Source organism: Streptomyces sp. NBC_00335 (genome assembly GCF_036127095.1).
In the GTDB taxonomy this organism is placed as follows: Bacteria; Actinomycetota; Actinomycetes; order Streptomycetales; family Streptomycetaceae; genus Streptomyces.
The window spans coordinates 4,895,639-4,911,074 of the sequence record NZ_CP108006.1 but is presented as its reverse complement, the minus strand read 5'-3'; the positions used below and the strand labels follow the sequence as shown (position 1 = coordinate 4,911,074).

Sequence of the window (15,436 nt, the reverse complement as noted above, 5' to 3'; positions counted from 1 at the left end):
GATCTTGACTGGCGCCGGGTCGTCCCTGCTGGTGCCTCGGAAACTGCGATGCGTGTGGGCCGGGCGGCGACCGGCTTATGCCCCGTCGGTGAGGATCAGTTCGGCCATCGCGAGCAAGCCTCTGAAGACCCTGAGTCCCTCGCGGTACTCCGCCGAACGCGCCAGCAGCGCTACGGCCGCACGGAGCTCTGGTAGGCAGTCCCGGAGAACCTCGACGTGGCCCGGGCCGGGGACGCCATCGTTCTTGAGGTAGGTCATGACGCAGCCGGCCATATTGAGATCCAGGTACGCCAGATCGTGTCTGTGATCAAACGGCACGTCGGGGAACGGCCCGGGGTGGTGCGCGGCCCACAGGAGGGCCACCTCGCTGACGATCGCCCGGTGTCGGTCGGGCCCGGGAGGCGGGATGAGAGTGGTCACGAAGCGATCCTCCCGCACACGCGGACCCCACCCGCGGCCGGCTCTCCTTCGCCCTGGCCGGCATGAGGAGCAAACATGACCGCTCGGCTGAGGCCCTGGCCGCCATCCCCACGATCGTCAAGGAACGCGCGGCCGCCGAGCGGCAGACCAGCCCCCGGCCCTTGCTCGATGGCAATATCAGAACAACCAGGGGCTGAGGGCCTGTCGATCACGCCTGTCAGAGGACGGTGGCCGCTGCGGCTTGACGAGTTAGCGTGCTGAGGTGTCTCAGCCCTCGGGTCCCGCAGGATGTGGCGCCTACCTGACGGCAGCACTTGACGGCAACGTCGACGAACGACGGCAACCACCGGGGCACTTCAAGTGCATAGCCCTCACGCCCCCAGACAAGCACCATGACGCAAAGGATGAACTCCTAAAGCGGGTGTCGCAGGTTCGAATCCTGCCGAGGGCACAAGCGCAGAGGCCCCCAGCCGATCTTGGCTGGGGGCCTTTGGTGTCTGCTTCTGGCAGCAGTGGGTCAGAGCTGCTGGATCAGGCGGTGGAGGTTGGTGCTGGGGGCGTGCGGGGTGTTCGGGAGGTGGATGACCTCGACTCCCAGGGCGGCAAAGTCGCTTTTCCAGTGCTCGCTTCGGGGGGGTGTCGCGGCAGTCTTCGGCCTTGAAGAGGCGGTGGAAGCCGATCTGCTGCCAGGCGTCCAGGTTCGCCTGGTGTTCCGGGGTGTGGTCGGCGACGGCCTCGTCCACGCAGCTCATGGAGCGGACCACCTCGATGCGCTCGTGGAGGGGGATGGCCGGGGGGAAGCCCTGGTGGCGGGCGGCCTCGTCGGTCAGGACGCCGACCACCAGGTGGTCGCACTGGGCGCGGGCCTGCTTCAGGAGGTTGAGGTGGCCGATGTGGAAGAGGTCGAAGACGCCTGACGCGTAACCGATGATCTGAGACACGGGGGTCCTCCGAGCGGTGCAGTGGTTCCTGCTGGCGTGGTCAAGGCTGCCGCAGGCGGGAGGGGGGAACCAGGGCTTGCGGGTGTCTTGGACTCGACATGTCCTACACAGGACAGATCGGATACCCGGATACCCGGGTTCCCGGATACGGGGAGTCTGCAGGTTTGGGTCGGCCGGATATCGGCGTCGGGTTCCGTGCCGCCCGCCCTTCGGCCGGGCCGCCGGTCACGCTAGCCTGACGCCGTACGCAGGGCGTTTGAGCTGCGCCGATGTGCCAATGCATGGTCTTCCAGGGGGTGGGCGGCAATGTTCGGTCGGCTAGAACTCGATGACGTGACCGCATCGGTCTACCGAGGCAAATTGGCCAATCCCCGGGACGGTGTTCCGGAGCTGGCGGAGCGCCTGGCGCTGGCCCCGGACGACGTACGCCGCGCACTGGCCCGGCTCAGTGACATGGCGCTGCTGCGCGGTGGCGGGAGCGACCCGGGGCAGGGGCGCGCCGTCGATCCGCAGCTCGCGCTCCAGCTCCTCCACGCGCGCCAGCAGGCCGAACTCGCCGCCCAGCAGCAGCGGATGGAGGCCACGCGGGCCGCCGTCGTCGATCTGATGGCCGAGATCGCCGACTCCTCGTCCCAGGATTCCGCCAAGTCCGGGATCCGGTACCTGGAGGGCATCGACGCGATCCGGGACCAGATCGAGCTGCTGTCCGCGCAGACCCGTTCCGAAGTGCTGTCGTTCGCCCCCGACTCGCAGATGTCGCAGGCGAGCATCGAGGCGGCCCGGCCGCTGAACCTGCGCAACGTGGAGCGGGGCATCGTGATGCGGACCGTCTACCTCGACAGCGTCCGCCACGACAACCACGCCCGGGAGTACGTGACGTGGCTGGAGGGCATCGGAGCCCACGTCCGCACCAGCCCGGTCCTGCCCAACCGCCTCACCATCGTGGACCGCCGCAGCGCCCTGGTGGCCGTCGACGCGACGAACACCGCGGCCGCGGCGGCGCTGGTCACCAGCCCGGGGCTGATCTCCCTGCTGGTCACGCTGTTCGAGCACATCTGGCAGGCCGCCACCCCGCTGGGACCGACGGTGGCGCCCTGCGAGCCGGAGGTCCTCACCCGGCAGCAGGCAGCGGTACTGCGGCTCATGGCCGAGGGGCGGACGGACGAAGCCATCGCCCACAGCCTGGGCGTGTCCACGCGCACCGTGGGCCGGGTGATCACCGGGCTGCTCGCCCACCTGGGCGTGCGCAGCCGGTTCCAGGCCGGCATGCGCGCGGTCCAGTACGGATACCTGTCGCACGCCTCCCAGTGAGACGAGCGGCCTCGGATCTCCGGGGCGGTCAGGCCACCAGGTCGGCGTAGAGGATCACGTTGTTCGTGCGGTGGCCGTTCTTGATCTCGCCGCCGCAGGTCAGCAGGCGCAGCTCGGGGCGGTTGGTTTCCCCGTAGACCTTGTCGGTCGGGAAGTCCTTCTTGGCGACGTCCTCGATCTCGCGGATCGTGAACCTGGCCGTCTTCCCGTCCTCGCGCGGCACCTCGATCAGGTCGCCGAGCTTGATCTTCTTGACGTTCTTCATCACCGCGGGCCCGTACTTCGTGTCGAAGTGCGCGACGAGGACGGCCGCCCCCTTCTCGCCCGGGGTCACGCCCTGGGTCCACCAGCCCGGGTTGTCCGCGTCGGTGTCCGCGTCCGGCACGCCGAGCTCGCCCGTGGCCGGGTCCACCGAGAGGCCGACCATCTTCTTCGCGTCCACGCCCGCCGCGTCGATCTTCATCCCGGTCGGCTTCGATCCCGGGAGGGCGGGCGCGGCCTCGCCCGAGGGAGCGGGCGCCGCCGTACTGCCCACCTTGGGGTCCGGCGGCAGCACGGCAGCGCTGCCGGCCCCGCCGCCGGGACCGCACGCCGTGAGGGCTCCGCACGCGGTGAGGGTGGTGAGCGCCGCGACGGCGGCGGTACGGAAGGTGGCGCGCATGGGTGTTTCCCTCGGGTCCCTCGGGTCGGCGGCGGCATCGTCACCGCGGTGGCGACGACCACGACGTTACGAGGGTCATGTCCGGGTCGTCCGTCGGTGACGTAACAGCCGGCCGGACACCTCCCGGCGAACCCGTTAAGGCACGACGAAGGCCCTTCCGGCCGGAGCCGGAAGGGCCGCATCACGACATCACGACATCACGACGTCAACGCATCAAGACATCACACGACAGGGGACGGGCTCGGGCTCGGACTCGGCCCCGCCGTCAGCTGAGGCCTCTGCTGCGCTCGCCGATGCGGTCGCCCTGCGGGGTCCCGGCCCGCTTGAGTTCCGCCTTCGTGTGCGCTCCACCCTTGACCTTGCTCCGGACCGGTCCGGAGAAGCCGTGCGCGTGCTGCACGGTGCGGGGCAGGTCGGCCGCTTCCGCGGCCTTCGCGACAGCCGCCTGGAAGTCCTGCTTCTGCTCTTTGCTCATCCCGTCGTCACTCCCTAAAAAGACTCGGGGCACCCAATCGGACTACTGGGATCGTATGCATATAAAGGGCTCAACGCACCCGGACCGGACGTAAAGAATGGTTGATCAAGGACGCGGCGGAGCCGGGCGCTCCGGTGGCCCCAGCACCTCGTAGAGCAGCTCGTCCGGACACGGGGTGCCCCGCGGGAGCTGGTACTTCGCCGCGATCCGGTACTCCCCCGGCGCCGGTGCCAGCAGCTCCGTCCATTCGTCCCCTGTACCGTCCGAGGGCGCCTTGAACAGGCACCCCGCCGTGTTCGCGTAGACCTTGGGCACGGCGACCGAACCCTTCGGCGCGGCCTTCCCGGCGGCCTTCGAGGCCTCCGTCTCCTGCGGCGGCTCCACCGGCTTGCCCGCGCCGTCCACCAGGCCCAGCCACGGGGAGTGTGGGATGCGCACCATCACCCGGCCGGCCTGCTTCACCTCGATGACCAGCTGGTCGGCACTGGCCCGCAGCACCGTCGCGGGGCCGGCGACCAGGTTCGTCGGGTCCGTGACCTTGAAGAGCTGCCAGTTCGCGTCGCCCCACACCTGCTGGAGGTACGGGAGCCCCTCGCGCACCAGCTTCGCCTCGTCCCGCCCGCCCTCATCGGGTTTGTCGGCGGGCAGCACCACGTAGTGCACGGCCCAGCGCTCCAGCCACTCGCGGTAGCTGTCGGGCGTCAGGGTGTCGTCGTAGAAGACCGGGTTGCGCTCCAGGTCGGCCTGCCGGTTCCAGCCGCGCGCGAGGTTCACGTACGCGGGGAAGGCGGAGGACTCGCGGTGGCTGCTGGCCGGGACCACCTCGACGCGGCCCCGGTCGGCGCCCGCCTTCTGGAGCTGGTCCACCAGCGGTGCCAGCTCCCGGCTCCAGGAGGCGAGCGGGGTGGTGCGGACGATGTCGGTGACGCTGTTGACGGTGATCCAGGCGGTCACCCCGGTCAGCGCGAGCAGCAGCCCGTACCAGCGGCGCGTGCGCGGGGCCTCGTACGGGAGGGCCGCGAGCAGCACCACCGCGCCGAACAGCATCGCCAGCCGGGTCACGTTCGAGCCGACCTGGGAGTCGATGGCCCAGGTCAGCGCCACCCCGAGGGCGTAGATCGCGGACGCGGTCCGGACCGATTTCCAGCTCTTCGGTACGAGGAACAGCGCGGCCAGCGCGCAGGCGAAGGGCAGCGCCGCCGAGATCAGCTTCATCGGCTGCGTCCCCGAGAAGGGGAACAGCCAGGAGGACAGCCCGACCACCGCCGCCGGGGCCAGGCCCAGCGCGTACGCGCCCGGGCGCCGGCCGTTGAGGAACAGCGCGGCCGCGATCACCCCGAGGAACAGTCCGGCGACCGGGCTGGAGGCGGTGGCGATCGCCGCGAGCGGGGCCGCCACGGCAGCCTTCGCCCAGCGCCGCTCGGCCCATTTGCGGGGCCAGCAGAAGACGGCGGCGACGGCCCCGAGGGCGAACATCGCGCCGAGACCGAAGGTGACGCGGCCCGACACGGCGTTGCACAGCAGCCCGTACACCCCGGCCAGGGCCGGCCACAGGGGCTCGCGGACGGCGCCGCGGCAGCGGGTCAGGATCATCGCGAGCAGCCCGGCCGAGACCGTACCGGCGATCATCATCGTGGTGCGGACGCCGAGCACGTGCATCACATAGGGCGAGACCACGCTGTACGAGACCGGGTGCATGCCGCCGTACCAGGCGAGGTTGTACGCCGAGTCGGGATGGCGGCCCACGAACTCGGCCCAGGCGTCCTGCGCGGCGAGGTCGCCGCCGCTGTTGGCGACGGCGAAGAACCAGATCACGTGCAGCAGCCCGGCCAGCGCGGTGGCCACGGCCACGGGGTGGCGGCGGGCGCCGTCGAGGGCGCGGCGGACCGGCCCGGGGCCGGCCTGCGGGCTCGGCGCTGCGGGGGTTCCGGGGGCTCCGGGGGCTCGGGTCGGAGCCCCGTCCCGGACCGGGACCCGGCCGCCCTGCCCCTGCTCCTGCCGCTCAGCGGTGGTCACGCCGACGTACTCCCCACTCCGGTCACCTCGGGTGCGTCCCTCGGTTCGTAGACGCGGTCCGGCGCCTCCGGGTTGCCCCGGGGCGCCGGACCGGCTCCGCGCTCATGGCCGACGCCTCCGCCGGGCGTCTCCGTCGGGCGTCTGCGCCGACATCCCCGCCTGCGTCTCCGCCGGCGCGCGTCAGCCGACGCGCGTCAGCTTCTTGCCGATGCCGGGTGCGGTGAGGTCGCTCTGCAGCGCCACCGGCACCTTCACCTGGCTGGCGCCCTCGCCGATGGTCAGCATCCCGATCTCCGAGCCCGCCTTGGCGGTCTGCGGGAGCTTGCCGGCGCCGTCCACCAGCTTGATGGAGACGGTGAGGGTCGGCCAGCCGACCGCTTCCACGTCGGCGGTGGCCACGACCGGGACCTGAGTGCCGAGTCCGTCGTCCACGTAGCCGACGACCTCACCCTTCTTGACGACGGGCGCGGCCTTGAGCATCTTCTGCGTGGCGATCATGATGTCCTTGCTCGCCCCGATCGCGGTGCCGAGGATCGGCACGCCGTGCTGGCCGAGGACCGCTCCGACGATCAGCTGGTTGGTCTTGCCGACCTGCTTCTGGGCGGCGAAGAGCAGGTTGCCGCCGGCCTTCGTGGTGGAGCCGGTCTTGATGCCGAGCGAGCCGTTGAACGGAACCAGGTCGTTGTAGTTCCGCCACTTCTTGCCCGTGGGGTCGATCCAGTACGGCTTCATCGTGATCGCGATCAGCTCCGGCATCTCGACGATCTTGAGGCCGAGCTTGACCTGGTCCTCGGCGGTGCTGACCGTGGTCGCGTCCAGACCCGAGGGGTCCGTGTACGTGGTGTTGGTCATGCCGAGTTCCTTGGCGGTGTCGTTCATCTTCTTGACGAACGCCTCCTGCCCGCCGTCCCAGCGCGCGAGCAGGCGCGCGACGTTGTTGGCGGACGGGATCATGATCGCGTTGAGGGCGTCCTCCTGGGAGATCTTGTCGCCCTCCTTCAGGTTGTTGACCGTGGACTCGCCGTCGGTCTCCTTCTTGCCGTCCTCGACCGCCGTCCTGTCGACGGGGATCATCTGGCCCTTCTCCCCCTTCTTCATGGGGAAGTCCTTGAGGATGACGTAGGCGGTCATGGCCTTGGCGACACTGCCGATCGCCACGGGCTTCTGCTCGCCGAAGCTGCCGACGGGGCCGAGTCCGGCCGCGGCCATGTAGGCCTGGCCCTCCTTCGGCCACGGCAGGTTCGGGGCGCCGCCCGCGAAGCTGTACGAGGTCTTCGCGGTCACCTTCAGCGTCGGCGTGGGCAGCGGGCGCACGAGCTGGACGACGGCGAGGATCACCGCGAGGAGCACGAGGATCGGCGCGTAGATCTTGAACCGGCGCACGGCGGTGCGGGCCGCGCTCGGCGGCGGGGGCGGGTTGTTGGTGAGGTCCGCCAGCATGTCGAGCGGCGGCTTGGGCGGCAGCGGCTGCTGCGTGGTCCGCTCCGCGGACTCGTGCGTCACCGGGGTGCGCACCCCGGCGGGTACCGGGGTCCGCCCCGGTGCCTGCCCCGGAGCCGGAGCCGGAGCCGGAGCCTGCGCCTGGCCGGCCGCGGCCCTCGGAGCACCGGGGGCGGGGGGCGCGCCCGGGGTGGGCCGCGCGGGTACGTCGTCGCCCCGCAGCGGTACGAAGGTGCTCGCCCGCTCCCCGCCGGCGGCACGCGGGGGCACGGGCTGGGCGCCGCCGGTGCCCGGCCGGGCCGCGCCGGGGGTGGCCGCGCCCGGGTCGGCGGTGCCGGGCTTGATGGCCCGGAACACGGCCGTCCGCTCGCTGTCGACGGGCTCACCGTCGACCGGGGCGGCCGGAGCCGGGGGCTTGACCGCCCGGAACACGGCCGTCCGCTCACTGTCCTCCGCCTGCCCGCCCGGAGCGGACCCGCCGCCGGAGCCGGGCTTGACCGCCCGGAACACAGCGGTCCGCTCACTGTCGACGGGCTCGCCGGGGCGCGAGCCACCGGGCGTACGCGGGTCACCGGAGCCGGCCGGGGAACGCGGGGGCGTCTGGCTACCGGGGGACGTCTGGCGGCCCGAGGCCGCCTGGTTGCCCGGGGCCGACTGGTTGCCCGGGATCCCCGAGGGGGCCTGGCCGCCCGAGGCCGACTGGTTGCCCGGGGTGCCCGAGGGGGCCCGGGTGCCCGGGGCCGCCGGGGTGCCCGAAGCGGCTGGGGTGCCCGAAGCGGCCGGGGTGCCCGAAGCGGCCGGGGTGCCCGGGGCGCGCGGGGGCCTCTGGCTGCCCGGGGATGTCTGGTTGCCCGCGGTACCCGAGGAGGCCCGACTTGCCGGGGCCGCCGGGGCGCCGGGAGCAGCGGGAGTGCCCGGGGGCACCTGGCCACCGGGGGTCGCCTGGTCGCCCGGGGCGCTCTCAGAGGCCCTGGGGGCCGGAGCGACCGGGGTGGTCGAGGCTCCCGGGGAGGCCGGGGTACCGAGCGGCACCTGGCTGCCCGAGGTCGTCTGGTTGCCCGGGGTGGTCTCAGAGGCCCTGGGGGCCGGAGCCACCGGGGTGCCTGCGGCACCCGGAGCAGCCGAGGCCGCCGGAGAGGCCGGGTCGCTCGCGGAGCCCCGGGGGCCCTGAGAGGCCGGGGCCGCCGGAGAGGCCGAAGTTCCCGTAGAGGCCGGGTTGTCCGGGGACACCTGGTTGCCCGGCGCCGCCGAAGTGGCCGGGGTCGCGGAGCCCCGGAGGCCCGGAGAGGCCGAAGTTCCCGAAGAGGCCGGGTTGCCCGAGGTCGCCGAAGTGCCCGGAGCCGCCGAGGCGCCCGAGGAGGTCGGGATACCCGAGGAGGTCGGAGTGCCCGGAGCCGCCGGAGCATCCGAGGAGGTCGGGTTGCCCGAAGAGGCCGGGTTACCCGGCGCCGCCGGAGTGCCCGGGGCCGCCGGGGCGCCCGAAGAGGCCCGGGTGCCCGCGAAATCGGCCGCCGGGGCCTGGCCCGGGGCCGGAGCATCCGAGGAGGCCGGGTTACCCGAAGAGGCCGAGCTACCCGGCGCCGCCGGAGTGCCCGGGGCCGCCGGAGTGCCCGAAGGGGCCCGGGTGCCCGCGAAATCGGCCGCCGGGGCCTGGCCCGGGGCCGGAGCGTCCGGAGTCGGGGCGTTCGTCGTGCGGAACGCGGCCGTGCGGTCGCTGTCGGCCGGGGTCGAAGCGGAACCCGTCGGGCGGCCCGTGGTGGCCGGTGGCGGCGTGACCGTGCGGAACACCGCGGTGCGCTCGCTGTCCAGCGAGTCGGAGCCCGCCGCGGGCTCGCCCGAGGTGCCCCGCGGCCGGTCGGCGCCAGAAGCGGAACCCGTCGAGCGGCCCGTGGTGGCCGGTGGCGGCGTGACCGTGCGGAACACCGCGGTGCGCTCGCTGTCCAGCGAGTCGGAGCCCGCCGCGGGCTCGCCCGAGGTGCCCCGCGGCCGGTCGGCGCCAGAAGCGGAATCCGCGGGCAGGCCCGTACCGGCCGGAGGCGTCACCGTACGGAACGAGGCCGTACGGTCGCTCTCGGCCTGCCCGGCAGCGGCCTTGGGCTCGGCCGAAGCGGAACCGGCGGGAGCGGCCGAGGAGTCGGACCCGGAAGCAGAACGGGAAGCGGAACGGGAAGAAGGGTCGGAAGCGGAACCGGAAGGTGCGGGCCGGTCGGCGGCTGCCGGGGGTGTCGCGGCACGGGACCCGGCAGCGCTCCCGCTCTCGGCGGAAACCGCTGCGGCCCGACCGCCCGAGGCACCCGAGGCACCCGCACGGCCAGAAGCGGAATCTTCGGCCGGGGGCGTCACGGTGCGGAACACCGCCGTGCGCTCGCTCTCGACCGAGCCGGGGGCAGCGGACTCGCCGCCCTCGGAACCCGGAGCGGAATCCGGAGCCGAACCCGCCTCGGCGGCAGCCGCGTCCGCGGGCAGGGCCTTGAACACCTCGGTCTCCGCGCCCGGCGCGGCCGGCTCGTCGGACGGCTCGTCCCCGGAGGGCGAGGTCTCCGCCGTGGCCACCCACGCGGCCACCGCGTCGCGCAGCGGATCGCGCTCCGCGGACCCGTCCTGCGAGTCCCTCGGGCGCAGCAGCGACGCCCTCGGGTCACGCCCCTCGGACGACTCCGCCGTCCCCGACGTTCCTTCATCAACCGACTTGTCGGGGGACTCGCCCGCCACCAGTTCCTCCTCGATCGCCTTCACGTCCGGCTGTCCGAATGTCTAACAGTGTCCCGTCTAGGGGGCATCGCCCCCGTGCTAGACGAGAACGACATAGCTGACGGTTCCCCCACAAAGCGGCCAGGCGCTCTCGACAGATGAATGTGAGAGGCGTCACCCTGTCACTCATCCACGCGGGGAGGCATGGATGGGCAAGAGCCGCAGAACGATTCCGGAGGAGCTTTTGCTGCTCGCCTTGGACCCGGCCACGGGTACCACGGCGCAGCCGCAGTCGCTCGACCTCGGCCTGGCCGGGGCACAGCTAGTGGAGCTGGCTCTGGCAGGACGGATAGCCCCTGATGGGGATCGTATCGCCGTGGTGATGCCACGGCCGACAGGAGATCCGACTCTGGACTCCGCACTGGAACTGCTGCGCAGGCGCGGCAGCCCGGTTCGGGCGGTCCACTGGATCGGCGGACCCCGACTGGGGCTCCGTCAGATTTACCTCGCTCACCTGGAGCGTTGCGGCATGGTTCATGCCGTCGCGGGCCAGATGTGCGGGGTGCTGCCGACGACTCGCTACCAAGCGACCGACACAGCGATCAGCCGGGAGATCCGTGGCCGGCTGGACAGTGCGATCCGCACCGGCGTGCCGCCGGACCCGCGGACCGCGGCGCTTGCCGCACTGGCCCACGCGGTCGGACTCGGCAAGCACCTGTACCCCGGCAACGAGGGGCGGTCGTCCAGGTCCCGACTGCGGGACCTGATCCGGCACGACCCGATGGGCGGACTGGTGGCTCACGCCGTCATGGACGTCCAGAACGGCGTGGCCGCACAGCCGCGCCGCGACCGGGCACCGGCCCAGCCCGCCCGGGCAACGGCCGCAGCCGCTGCGCTGCAGCCGCGCCGGACCGGTGCGATGGCCCGCGTGGCCGCGCACTGATCCACCGGCAGGACACGTAGGGCGAGCAAGGCAAGCAAGGCAGGCAGGGCAAGCAGGGCAGCAGTAATCGCAACCGCCGACGCGCGGGGCGACGGGGCCGGTACGCCGGCTCCGTCGGCCCGCGCGTTTGCTTTTCCCGCCCGTTCCCCAGCGAGATCACGTGCTTCGGTGGCAGTCTGCTCACCAGCAGACACGCAGAGAGACAGCAAAGAGACAGCAACAGAAGAAGGCGGAGGTGCCGTTCACGTGGCGTCCAATGTCAATCCCACCGTCCGACGCCGCCGACTGGGCATGGAGTTGCGCAAACTGCGCGAGGACAAGGGCATGACGGCCGAGCAGGTCGCGGAACGCCTGCTCGTCTCCCAGTCGAAGATCAGCCGGCTGGAGAACGGCCGCCGTTCCATCAGCCAGCGCGACGTCCGCGATCTGTGCGACGTCTACGAGGTCGAGGACAGGCGGCTCGTCGACTCCCTCATGCAGATGGCCAAGGATTCCCGCCAGCAGGGCTGGTGGCACGCCTTCGGCGACATCCCGTACAGCGTCTACATCGGCCTGGAGACGGACGCCGCCAGCCTGCGCACCTACGAACCCCTGGTGATCCCGGGCCTGCTCCAGACCCCGGAGTACGCCCAGTCGCTCGTCCGCGGCGCATGGCCGGAGACGGCTCCCGTCGACGTGGAGAAGCGCGTCCAGGTCCGGATGCACCGCCAGAAGCGGCTGCACGAGACCGAGAACAGCAATCCCGAGATCGGACCGCTGCGCCTGTGGGCGGTCATCGACGAGGCCGCCCTGCGGCGGTACGTGGGCGATGCGCAGCTCATGATCAGGCAGCTGGAGTTCCTGATAGAGCAGTCGGAGAAGCCGCACGTGACGGTCCAGGTGATGCCCTTCTCGGTGGGAGCCCACCCGGGCGTCAACGGCCAGTACGCCATTTTGGAATTCCCGGACGCCTCGGACTCGACGGTGGTCTACATCGAAGGCGTGACGAGCGACCTTTACCTGGAGAAGGCCAACGACGTCCAGAAATACAGCGTGATGTACGAACATCTGCGCGCACAGGCCCACAATGTGGAGCAGACGAGGCAGTTCATCGCGCAGATCATCGAGGACTTCGCGGGCAAGGAAAAGTGAGGTCCTGCGAAAGGGCCCGTACGGTACACCGTCACTCCCCGGCCGCAGAAGGCCTGAATGGAATATGCCACTCGGTCGGGTGAACGCCCCCTTCGCACCAGGGGTGCTGCCGGTAGCGTCGATCACGTCAGCCGGATCAATGGCCGACATGAAACCGGAACCACTCGCTGAACCGGAGAGAAACATGGCTATTCGTCAAGGTGCAACGGAAAACTGGACCAAGTCCTCGTACTCCGCCAACGGCGCCTGCGTCGAGGTCAAGTCCCCCGTCATGGAGTCCATCGCGGTCCGCGACTCGAAGGTGCAGGACGGTCCGTCCCTCACCTTCGCGCCCGGCTCCTGGACCTCGTTCGTCGCCGACGTGACCGAGGGCCGCCTGGGGCGCCTCGCCTGAACGTCGAGGTGCCCCTCCCCGCCGGCCGTCACACGATCCGCGGCACCGGAGCCGGATCCAGATCCAGATCCGGATCCACCGCACGATTAGCGCCACCAGCACCACCTGCACCACTGACTGGAGCCCTCTCGACCGGCCCGCCGTCGCCTGCCGAGGGGGCTCGGCCATGTCCGGAGGCCCGGACGCCCGGCCTACCGCAGCTGATCGACGTACCGGTCCGTCCCCGGCACCGTGGGGATGAAGGGCGCCACCAGCTCCACCCGTCCCAGCCCCGACTCCGCGACCTCGGCGTCCAGCCCCTGGAACCGGTCCCAGCAGCTGCGCGGGTCGTCCTCCAGGAACCACAGCAGGGTCAGCCGGGTGTCGACGCCCTCCACCTGCTTCACGTACGTCATCCGGTCCCCGGGCAGCGGGGTCGGCCGGAAGACCGTGACCATCGCGGCCGGGGAACCGGCCAGCCGCTTCGGCAGGGCGCGCGAGCGCAGCCACTCCAGCAGCTCGGCCCGCTGCTCCGGGCCCTCCGCGTCGACGACCTGGACGACGAGCCCGCCGTAGGGGTGGTCGAGGGCGTGGAAGTCGCGGGGGCCGGCGGCGCCGTCCCGGTAGACGGTGGCCTCGTGGTCCTGGAACGCGGTGAAGACGTGGGTGCGGTCCTGGTAGACGCGGCCGTCGCGGTTGAGGCGCTTGTTGATGCCGACGGTCCACTTCATGTGCTCGTCGTAGCGGCCCGCGGTGACCCAGTACGTGGAGATGTAGCACCCGGCGGTCACGGGCTGGGCCACGGCCGACTTCTCCGGGTAGCGCAGCTCCTGGAGCTCGCGGGTGGCCACCCAGCGGCGGCCGGCGTACATCCAGGGCATGGCCATGGCGCCGGCGTAGTAGTGGTCGTCCTCGTACCAGCGGTTGTACGCGAACTCGTGGCCCGGGTGCGGCTCGACCATGGTGATCAGCGCGTGGCCGGGGTGGACTCCGTAGGGGCCGACCGAGGCGAGCTCGGCGTAGTCGTCGGCCCGGGTGTTCCGCTCGTCTGCTGTCATGGAACACGGTCTAGCTGATGTGACGTCAGATAGGGAGCCCCTGGCCGCAGTTCAGCATCCGATACATAGGTGCCATCTACACTTTCCCGCCGCTACGATGCGCGCACCCGCCTCCCGAAGGAGACCTCGTGCCCGCCTCAGCGCCCGCGTCCACCGCTCCGCCGCCCTTCGCCGCCCGGATCCGTACGACCGCCCCCTCCGCCGTGCGCGAGATCCTCGCCGTCACCGCGCAGCCCGGCATGATCTCCTTCGCCGGCGGCCTGCCCGCGCCCGAACTCTTCGACACCGAGGGCCTGCGGGCCGCGTACGACTCCGCCTTCGCGCGGTCCGCCCGGCGCGCCCTCCAGTACTCGACCACCGAGGGCGCCCCCGAACTGCGCACGGCGGTGGCCGCCCGGATCGACCGGCGCGGGCCGGCGACCACCGCGGACGACCTGCTGATCACCACCGGATCGCAGCAGGGGCTCGGCCTGATCACGACCGCGCTGATCGAGCCGGGCGACGCGGTGCTCGTCGAGGACCCCACCTACCTGGCGGCCCTCCAGGGGTTCCGGCTCGCCGGCGCCCGGGTGATCCCCGTGCCCTGCGACGACGAGGGCATCCTCCCGGACGCGCTGGCGGAGCTGATCGCCCGCGAACGCCCCAAGCTGCTCTACACGGTCCCCACCTTCCAGAACCCGACCGGCCGCACCCTCCCCGCCGCCCGCCGCGCGGAGATCGCGGCGCTCGCGGCCCGGCTCGGGCTGTGGCTGCTGGAGGACGACCCGTACGGAGACCTCCGCTACGAGGGCCGCGAACTGCCCTGGCTCGCCGCGCACCCGGGGGCCGAGGACCGCACCGCGCTCCTCGGCAGCTTCTCGAAGGTGATGGCCCCCGGCCTCCGGCTCGGCTGGCTGCGCGCCCCCGCCGCGCTGTTGCGCGGGGCGGTCCTCGCGAAGCAGGCGGCGGACCTGCACACCTCGACGGTGGACCAGCTGGCGGCGGCGGAGTACTTGCGGACGGTGGACCTGGACGCCCACGTGGCGCGGGTCCGCGACGCGTACCGGATCCGGCGCGACGCCCTCCTGTCGGGCCTGCCCGACGCCCTGCCCCCGGGCTCCACGTGGAACCGCCCGGAGGGCGGCATGTTCGTCTGGGCCCGCCTCCCCGAAGGCCACGACGCGACCCCCCTCCTCCGCGCGGCCACCTCGCGGGGCGTCGCCTTCGTCCCCGGAGCCCCTTTCTTCGCCGCGACCCCGGACCCCCGAACCCTGCGCCTGTCGTTCACGACGCACACGCCGGAGGAGATCGAGGAGGGCCTGCGCAGGCTGGCGGGAGCCTGAGCCTCGCCGGACGGGCCGTGGTCACCGGGCCGGCAGCCAGGCGTCGAGGGCGGTTGCCAGCTCGGCGTGCCCGGTGAAGACGTGTCCGCTCATGCCGAGGGCCCGCGCCGCGCGTACGTTCTCGTCGCGGTCGTCGACGAAGAGGAAGTCGGCGGGGTCGGCCTTCAGGGCGGCGACGCAGTGCCGGAAGGCCGCCGGGTCCGGTTTGGCCGCGCGGATCTTCCCGGAGAAGGCGACGTGGTCGAGCTGGTGCAGCCAGGGCTGGGCGGCGAGGAAGGCGTCCGCGTGATCGGCGGGGATGTTGGACAGCAGGGCGACCTCGGCGACCTCCCGCAGGGACTGCGCGTAGGCGACCATGCGCTCGTCGACGCGCGACCAGCTGTCGATGTCGGCGAGCCGCAGCTCCTCGACGGTGTCGGGGTGGTCGGGGCGTGCCAGCCGGCGCAGGACGGCCGTCCAGTACCGGGACGCGGAGAACTCTCCGGCGTCGTAGGGCCGGCGGCAGTCCCAGTAGGCGGCGGCGAAGGCGTCCGTGGGCGCGCCGCTCAGTGCGGCCATCGCGTCCATGGCGCCGGGGCGCTGGTGGCGTGCGATGACGCCGAAGAGGTCGAACAGCACGATGGGGCGGTCCGTGGACATGGCGGGGGTTCCTTC

Annotated in this window: 13 protein-coding genes; 5 read left to right on the top strand and 8 right to left on the bottom strand. The window is 72.1% G+C overall.

The window, feature by feature from the left end; genetic code table 11:
• Positions 1–75: 75 nt before the first annotated feature.
• Together OHA37_RS22180 and OHA37_RS22175 are read right to left on the bottom strand one after the other, a co-directional pair.
• Positions 76–420, bottom strand: coding sequence for a hypothetical protein (locus tag OHA37_RS22180; protein ID WP_266907848.1), 345 nt, complete (start codon positions 418–420; stop codon positions 76–78).
• Positions 421–791: 371 nt separating this feature from the next.
• A complete protein-coding gene (locus tag OHA37_RS22175; protein WP_266907847.1) occupies positions 792–1,361 on the bottom strand; it encodes an adenylyltransferase/cytidyltransferase family protein in 570 nt (189 codons plus the stop codon).
• Positions 1,362–1,721: 360 nt separating this feature from the next.
• Here OHA37_RS22175 and OHA37_RS22170 point away from each other — a divergent pair, with 360 nt between their 5' ends.
• On the top strand, positions 1,722–2,672 hold the full coding sequence (locus tag OHA37_RS22170) for a helix-turn-helix transcriptional regulator (RefSeq protein ID WP_266907846.1): 951 nt from the start codon (positions 1,722–1,724) through the stop codon (positions 2,670–2,672).
• Positions 2,673–2,700: 28 nt separating this feature from the next.
• Here the strand turns inward: OHA37_RS22170 and OHA37_RS22165 are convergent, their stop codons facing one another.
• From OHA37_RS22165 to OHA37_RS22150, 4 genes are all read right to left on the bottom strand, one after another.
• Entirely contained in the window at positions 2,701–3,333 is a 633-nt protein-coding gene (locus OHA37_RS22165; RefSeq protein WP_266907845.1) for a sortase domain-containing protein, read from the bottom strand.
• Between the two features lie 265 nt (positions 3,334–3,598).
• Positions 3,599–3,808 (bottom strand): hypothetical protein, encoded by a 210-nt coding sequence (locus tag OHA37_RS22160; protein WP_266907844.1) that lies wholly within the window; start codon positions 3,806–3,808, stop codon positions 3,599–3,601.
• 105 nt (positions 3,809–3,913) lie between these two features.
• Positions 3,914–5,824, bottom strand: coding sequence for an MFS transporter (locus tag OHA37_RS22155; RefSeq protein ID WP_266907843.1), 1,911 nt, complete (start codon positions 5,822–5,824; stop codon positions 3,914–3,916).
• A 180-nt stretch (positions 5,825–6,004) separates the two neighbouring features.
• Positions 6,005–10,000, bottom strand: a complete 3,996-nt coding sequence (locus OHA37_RS22150; RefSeq protein WP_266907842.1) for a serine hydrolase — start codon at positions 9,998–10,000, stop codon at positions 6,005–6,007.
• A 163-nt stretch (positions 10,001–10,163) separates the two neighbouring features.
• On the opposite strand from OHA37_RS22150, the gene OHA37_RS22145 reads away from it, so the two are divergent.
• From OHA37_RS22145 to OHA37_RS22135, 3 genes are all read left to right on the top strand, one after another.
• Positions 10,164–10,898, top strand: coding sequence for a GOLPH3/VPS74 family protein (locus tag OHA37_RS22145; protein ID WP_266878420.1), 735 nt, complete (start codon positions 10,164–10,166; stop codon positions 10,896–10,898).
• A gap of 246 nt (positions 10,899–11,144) precedes the next feature.
• Positions 11,145–12,029, top strand: coding sequence for a helix-turn-helix domain-containing protein (locus OHA37_RS22140; protein WP_266907841.1), 885 nt, complete (start codon positions 11,145–11,147; stop codon positions 12,027–12,029).
• 184 nt (positions 12,030–12,213) lie between these two features.
• Entirely contained in the window at positions 12,214–12,423 is a 210-nt protein-coding gene (locus OHA37_RS22135) for a DUF397 domain-containing protein (protein ID WP_266907840.1), read from the top strand.
• A 191-nt stretch (positions 12,424–12,614) separates the two neighbouring features.
• Here the strand turns inward: OHA37_RS22135 and OHA37_RS22130 are convergent, their stop codons facing one another.
• Positions 12,615–13,460, bottom strand: a complete 846-nt coding sequence (locus OHA37_RS22130) for a hypothetical protein (RefSeq protein ID WP_266907839.1) — start codon at positions 13,458–13,460, stop codon at positions 12,615–12,617.
• Between the two features lie 128 nt (positions 13,461–13,588).
• Between OHA37_RS22130 and OHA37_RS22125 the strand changes: the two genes are divergently transcribed.
• Positions 13,589–14,782, top strand: coding sequence for an aminotransferase-like domain-containing protein (locus OHA37_RS22125; protein WP_266907838.1), 1,194 nt, complete (start codon positions 13,589–13,591; stop codon positions 14,780–14,782).
• Positions 14,783–14,803: 21 nt separating this feature from the next.
• Here OHA37_RS22125 and OHA37_RS22120 read toward each other — a convergent pair whose 3' ends face one another.
• On the bottom strand, positions 14,804–15,421 hold the full coding sequence (locus OHA37_RS22120; RefSeq protein WP_266907837.1) for an HAD family hydrolase: 618 nt from the start codon (positions 15,419–15,421) through the stop codon (positions 14,804–14,806).
• Positions 15,422–15,436: the final 15 nt, after the last annotated feature.

Excerpts from the sequence above, each read along its gene's own strand:
- OHA37_RS22165 (WP_266907845.1), bottom strand. The coding sequence starts at position 3,333 with ATGCGCGCCACCTTCCGTACCGCCGCCGTCGCGGCGCTCACCACCCTC.
- OHA37_RS22130 (WP_266907839.1), bottom strand. The coding sequence starts at position 13,460 with ATGACAGCAGACGAGCGGAACACCCGGGCCGACGACTACGCCGAGCTC.
- OHA37_RS22120 (WP_266907837.1), bottom strand. The coding sequence starts at position 15,421 with ATGTCCACGGACCGCCCCATCGTGCTGTTCGACCTCTTCGGCGTCATC.
- OHA37_RS22160 (WP_266907844.1), bottom strand. The coding sequence starts at position 3,808 with ATGAGCAAAGAGCAGAAGCAGGACTTCCAGGCGGCTGTCGCGAAGGCC.
- OHA37_RS22145 (WP_266878420.1), top strand. The coding sequence starts at position 10,164 with ATGGGCAAGAGCCGCAGAACGATTCCGGAGGAGCTTTTGCTGCTCGCC.
- OHA37_RS22135 (WP_266907840.1), top strand. The coding sequence starts at position 12,214 with ATGGCTATTCGTCAAGGTGCAACGGAAAACTGGACCAAGTCCTCGTAC.